Origin of the sequence: Streptomyces sp. NRRL WC-3549 (assembly GCF_000721935.1) — a bacterium.
Lineage (GTDB): Bacteria > Actinomycetota > Actinomycetes > Streptomycetales > Streptomycetaceae > Streptomyces.
On sequence record NZ_KL585420.1, the window covers coordinates 116833 to 118047 of the forward strand.

Genomic DNA, 1215 nt, shown 5'->3' on the forward strand with positions numbered 1-1215 from the left:
GTGTATAAGAGACAGGCTCAGCATCGACTCGTAGGCCCCGAAGAGCGTGGACTGGAGTCCGAAGCCCAGCAGTACGAATCCGGCGGTGAGCAGCACGGGCCGGTCGTGCTGGCCCATCAGGGTCAGCAGGAGCACCGAGGCGGCAGTGAGCACGAAACCCCAGCCGACCATGCGGCGCGGACCGACCCGGCGCAGCGTGTACGAGCCGGTGGCCCCGGCCGCCATCGCGGCGAAGGTCAGCGGGAGCAGCCGCAGCCCGGTCTCCAGCGGGCTGAGGTCCAGGACCAGCTGCAGGTACTGGACGGCGATCAGCTCCAGGCCGACCAGGGCCAGCATGGCCAGGACGATGCAGCCGACCGCTGTGGTGAAGGCGGGCCGGGAGAACATCGCGACGTCGATCAGCGGATGCGCCCGGCGCCGCTGCCTGCGGACGAAGAGGACGAGCAGCGCGGCGCCCGCCAGCAGCGGGACGAGCGACCCGGCGTCCGGCACCGCTCCCCCGCCTCCCAGCCGCTTTATCCCGAGTACGACGCCGAGCACCCCGGCTGCGGCCGTCAGCGCGCCGAACACGTCCCAGGGGCCGTCGCCACCGCCCCGGGACTCGGGCAGCAGCCAGCGGCCGACCGGCAGGATCACGGCCATCAGCGGGATGTTGATCAGGAAGACCGAGCCCCACCAGAAGTTCTCGACGAGGAAGCCGCCGATGACCGGACCGGTGGCGGCGCCCACCGCGGCGACCGCGGTCCACACCCCGATGGCCAGGGCCCGCTCACGGCGGTCGGGGAAGACCTGGCGGAGTATCGAGAGCGTCGCCGGCATGATCATGGCGCCGCCGACGCCGAGCAGGGCACGCGCCCCGATCAGCACGGCGGGGGTGCCGGCCGTCGCGGCGACGGCCGACGCGACCCCGAAGAGCGCGTATCCGGACAGCAGGACGCGCCGCCGCCCGATCCGGTCCCCGAGCGTGCCGAAGAGGATGAGCAGCGAGGCGCAGACCAGTGGGTAGGCGTCCACGATCCACAGCAGGCCCACGGCGCTCGGCCGGAGGTCCTCGGTGACGGCCGGGACGGCGACGTGCAGCACGGTCGAGTCGAGCGCGACCAGCAGCAGGCTGAGGCAGAGAACGACCAGGACGACCCACCGGTTGCCGCCACCGGCCGCCGAGCGCAGCCGTGTCACGGCCGTGGACGTCCCTGTCATGTGCGTACCTCCCAC

General features: G+C 72.5%; 1 protein-coding gene. It reads right to left on the minus strand.

Annotated features, from left to right (window positions below):
• The coding region (locus tag IH13_RS0125095; RefSeq protein WP_063837486.1) for an MFS transporter at positions 1-1200 on the minus strand (1200 nt) is incomplete at its 3' end.
• Between the last annotated feature and the right edge of the window lie 15 nt (positions 1201-1215).